Consider the following 3959-nt stretch of genomic DNA (forward strand, 5'->3'; position numbering starts at 1 on the left):
TGCGGCAGTATTCGCAATGGCAGAGATAGAAGCGCTGGAAGTCCCCTTCCCACTTCGAAGCGGACCGCGCCGCAGAGGCAGGAACCGGAATGTCTGTTGCTCATCTTGGCAGCCTTCGGATGCGGGGCCGGAATTTTACTCGACCGGCTCCGACATGGCCTGCTGCGCCTTGCGCGACTTCAGCGCCACCAGCACGCCGGAGGCGGCGACGATGCCCATGCCGAGGATGCTCATGGCTTCCGGTACGTGCCCGAACACCAGCCAGCCCAGCAGCGCCGCCCAGACCAGCTGCGCATACATCATCGGGGCCAGCACGGACGCCGGCGTATGGCGGTGCGCAGCCGTGAACAGGTAATGCCCCAGTCCGCCCATGGCGCCGGTGCCCAGGAACAGCAGGGCCTGCAGCGGGGTCGGCGGCTCGCCGCCCCAGGACCAGGGCAGGTACGCGCCGAAGACCAGGCTGCCCACCAGCGCGGTGTAGAACAGCATCGGCACGGGGCCTTCGGTGCTCGCCAGGATGCGTGACAGCAACTGGTAGGCCGCCGTCACCGCGACCGCGCACAGTGCCAGCACCGTTCCCAGCGGATCCAGCCCGCCGCCGGGGTGCGCAATCAGCAGGATGCCGCCAAAGCCGGCAACGGCGGCGACCCAGCCGATCATGCCGACGCGTTCGCCCAGGACGGGGCCCGCCAGCAGCACCACCAGCAGCGGCGACAGGAACACGATGGCCGTGGTCTCGGCCACGGGCATGCGCTGCAGCGCCAGGCCCAGCAGCAGCGACGCCGTCGCCAGGCAGGCGCCGCGGGCCAGGACCAGGCCGCGGCGCTGCGTCCGTACCAGTGCCTTGCCGTGGCTGGGCGTGAGCAGGATCACCATCAGCAGGAAATTGCCGATGTAGCGGATCGCCACCACCAGCGGGACGTCGTAGTGGGACACCAGGTACTTCGTGCTGCTGTCCATGCAGGCGAACAGGAACACGCCCAGCATGAACAGCAGCACGCCGCGCAGCGAGTGCGTCGCCGGCTGCCCGCCTGCGGCTTGGGGTTGACTCGGTGAGCTGTCCATCGTCCAGGATCTGTTGACGCTGCCTCGATCACTGCTGACCTGACCGGCATTTCCGGTCAAGCTGCATGGATAGACTACTGCATCGGGATTTGCGTATTGTTGACTGGCTGTAAAAGGCCCAAGGGCCTGCGGTGCAGACAGCCGAGGAGTCTGGCGATGACCATCACCATTACCGCCTTTGAACGGTCGCCCGATGGCGGCAAGGGGCTGGCGCGCGATACGCGCGTTCGCTGGGCGCTTGAAGAAGTGGGCCAGGCCTACGAGGTTCGCCTGGTTTCGTTCCGTGCGATGAAGGAACCCGCGCATCTGGGCCTTCATCCTTTCGGCCAGATTCCAACCTACGAGGAAGGCGATCTCGTCCTGTTCGAGACCGGTGCGATCGTCTTCCATATCGCCGAGCGCCACGCGGGCCTGCTGCCGGACGATGCCAATGCCCGCGCGCGTGCGATCACCTGGATGTTTGCCGCGCTCAATACCGTGGAGCCGCCGATCCTTGACCTTGCAACCGCCAGGGTCCTGGAGGGCGACAAGCCCTGGACCCGGGAGCGCCTGCCCCTGGTCGAGGGTCGCATCCGCAATCGGCTGGGCCAACTGTCTGCCCGCCTGGGCAATGCCGGCTGGCTCGATGCCGCGTTCAGCGCGGGCGACCTGATGATGGTGTCGGTGCTGCTCAGGCTGAAACCATCGGGCATCCTCGGCGAATTTTCCAAGCTGGCGGCCTACGTCGCCCGCGGCGAAGCGCGGCCCGCATACCAGCGGCTTTCGCCGCCCAGTTGGCGATCAACGCCGGCAAGCCATCCGCCGGCTGACCGGGTTCTGTCCCGGGCTCGACGCCGTCACATCAGCCGGTCGTAGAACCCCGGCGTGCGGTCCACGCGCAGCCGCGTGAGCTTGCGGTAGCAGATCAGCCAGCGGCCATCGACCTTGCGGTAGTGCTCGGTGTAGTGGCCGTAGCCGTGCAGCGATTCCTCGCGCTCGCCGTCCTGCCACCACAGGTGATCCTCCATCGGCCAGATGCCGGTGGCGGTGGTGTCGGAGGTGAGCTCGATCTCCGGCGTGTGCGCGTGATGCGCGGAGGTGATCGGCGTGCGATGTTCCATGAAATGCCGGATCGCCTCCGCCAGCGCCCTGGGGCCGACCACCTTGTTGTGCACACCGCCGGACTGCGGCTGCAAGGCCTGCGGCAGGTCGCCGTAGGTTTCCGACCAGGCATCCTCGGTGTGCACGCTGCCGTACAGGTCCCATTGCTTGAGGTCCATGTAGCGCAGGCGCCGGGCGAAGACGTTCCTGATCTCCTCGATGGCCAGCAGGGCTTCGGTCTCGGTCATGGCGGGTTCCGGTCGATGGGGAGTGCCTCGAGACTGGAACGCCGGCGCTTTTCGCACATCGGCCGGATGAAGGAGAAGGTAGTCCTACGGCGGCGGCAAGGCCCCGATGCGCGCATAGATCGCCGCCGCGGTTGCGCGGCGCTGCACCGCCAGCGCCGTCTGCGGGTCCAGCCAGCGGCCCATCGCTTCCAGCGCCTGTGCCTGCTCGTAGGGCATGTCCAGTGCCTCGGCCTGTGCCAGGGCGCGGCGCCACAGCCTTTCCGCCGGGCCGCGCTTGCCGCGCAGCCAGGACTGGCGCGCCCGTGCCAGCGCCGCGCGCGGGCCGGCGGTGGGGACCAGCCAGGCCATCTGGCGCAGCACGCGTGCCATGCGGCCGCTGCGTTCCAGCAGCGCGGCATGCCGCGCGGGATCGGTCTCGCGCTCGCAGGCGGCGCAGAGTACGGCGGCGACCGCGGCCAGGCCTGGTGCCAGGTAGAAGGTGGAGGGGGTGCGCGGCGCGCCAGCACCAGGGCCTCGTCCGCGTGGGCCAGCGCGGCCTCGGTTTCGCCGAGGCGCCACTGCGCCTGCGCCATCGCGGACACGCAGAGCATGCGGTCGGCCAGGCTGACTTCCTGCAGGGGCAGGGCGGTGTAGCCCTGCACCAGCGCCGGCAGGCGCGCAGGGCCGTCGCCGCGCAGGGCCGACAGCAGCGTGTCGTAGGACCAGCACCAGGCCTGGATCTGGGCGGGGATCACGGCGCCGGGCGCCTCCAGCACTTCGCGCACGCCGGCCGCGGATTCGTCGTAGCGGCCCTGGGCGAACCAGGCCACCAGGTCGGTCACGCGGATCTGCTGCCAGCGGCCGGTGATGCCGAGGCTGCGATAGAGCGGCGTGCCGGCGTCGTAGGACTCGTGCACCTGCTGCCAGTGGCCGCTGCTGGCGCGGTAGACCATGCGGCCGAGGTGCGAGTAGGCGACGTCGGTGCTGGCGCCGGCGCGGCTGGCGAGCAGCGAGCGCTGGCTGTAGTCGTCGGCCAGGCGCGTCTGGCGCATCGCCATGCAGGCCATCGCCAGGCCGGCGTAGCTGCTGACGCGGACGTAGGTGAAGTCGGTCTTTTCGGCCAGGTTGACCGAGGCCAGGGTCTGGTAAAGCAGCTCGGCCGGCCGGTTGTCGAAGAACGCGGTCTCGACCAGGCGCTGGTGGATATGCGCGGCGCGCGACAGCTGCTGCAGGCGCCGCGCATCGGCCTCGCGCCGCGGCAGGCGTTGCCGGTGCCAGGCCTGGATCGCGGCTTCCTTGAGCAGCAGCCAGCCGCGACGCAGGCCGCCGATGCGTCCGGGGCGGCCCATCAGCTGCAGCGCGCGGTGGTAGTGGTGGACCGAGGGGCCATACTCGAACAGCTCCTGGTGCGCATCGCCGAGGATCGCCTCCCACTCGCCCAGGCGCGCGCTCTCCGGCGTGCCGCTCAGCCGTGCGGCCAGCGCATAGGCACGCTGCACGTGGCGGATCGCCTCGCGATTGGCGTCGCGCGCCAGCGCGTTGCGGGCGGCGTGCTCCAGGTAGTGCAGCGCCTGCGCGATGTCGCCG

Annotated in this window: 4 protein-coding genes; 1 reads left to right on the forward strand and 3 read right to left on the reverse strand. The window is 69.7% G+C overall.

Annotation, left to right across the window (positions count from 1 at the left end; translation table 11 throughout):
- Positions 1-135: 135 nt before the first annotated feature.
- Positions 136-1065, reverse strand: a complete 930-nt coding sequence (locus tag D3874_RS00085; protein WP_117294504.1) for a DMT family transporter — start codon at positions 1063-1065, stop codon at positions 136-138.
- A 156-nt stretch (positions 1066-1221) separates the two neighbouring features.
- Here D3874_RS00085 and D3874_RS00090 point away from each other — a divergent pair, with 156 nt between their 5' ends.
- Positions 1222-1920, forward strand: coding sequence for a glutathione S-transferase family protein (locus D3874_RS00090; RefSeq protein WP_199698852.1), 699 nt, complete (start codon positions 1222-1224; stop codon positions 1918-1920).
- Here D3874_RS00090 and D3874_RS00095 read toward each other — a convergent pair.
- Together D3874_RS00095 and D3874_RS28250 are read right to left on the reverse strand one after the other, a co-directional pair.
- Positions 1902-2393 (reverse strand): nuclear transport factor 2 family protein, encoded by a 492-nt coding sequence (locus tag D3874_RS00095; RefSeq protein ID WP_117294500.1) that lies wholly within the window; start codon positions 2391-2393, stop codon positions 1902-1904. The genes D3874_RS00090 and D3874_RS00095 overlap by 19 nt on opposite strands.
- A partial coding sequence (locus tag D3874_RS28250) for an ATP-binding protein (protein WP_408899947.1) occupies positions 2390-3959 on the reverse strand: 1570 nt, incomplete at its 5' end. The genes D3874_RS00095 and D3874_RS28250, both read right to left, overlap by 4 nt.

The sequence above is a fragment of the Oleomonas cavernae genome, assembly GCF_003590945.1.
Classification (GTDB): domain Bacteria; phylum Pseudomonadota; class Alphaproteobacteria; order Zavarziniales; family Zavarziniaceae; genus Zavarzinia; species Zavarzinia cavernae.

Bases quoted from the DNA above. Each gene is read 5' to 3' on its own strand.
- D3874_RS00085 (WP_117294504.1), bottom strand. From the start codon at position 1,065: ATGGACAGCTCACCGAGTCAACCCCAAGCCGCAGGCGGGCAGCCGGCG.
- D3874_RS00090 (WP_199698852.1), top strand. From the start codon at position 1,222: ATGACCATCACCATTACCGCCTTTGAACGGTCGCCCGATGGCGGCAAG.
- D3874_RS00095 (WP_117294500.1), bottom strand. From the start codon at position 2,393: ATGACCGAGACCGAAGCCCTGCTGGCCATCGAGGAGATCAGGAACGTC.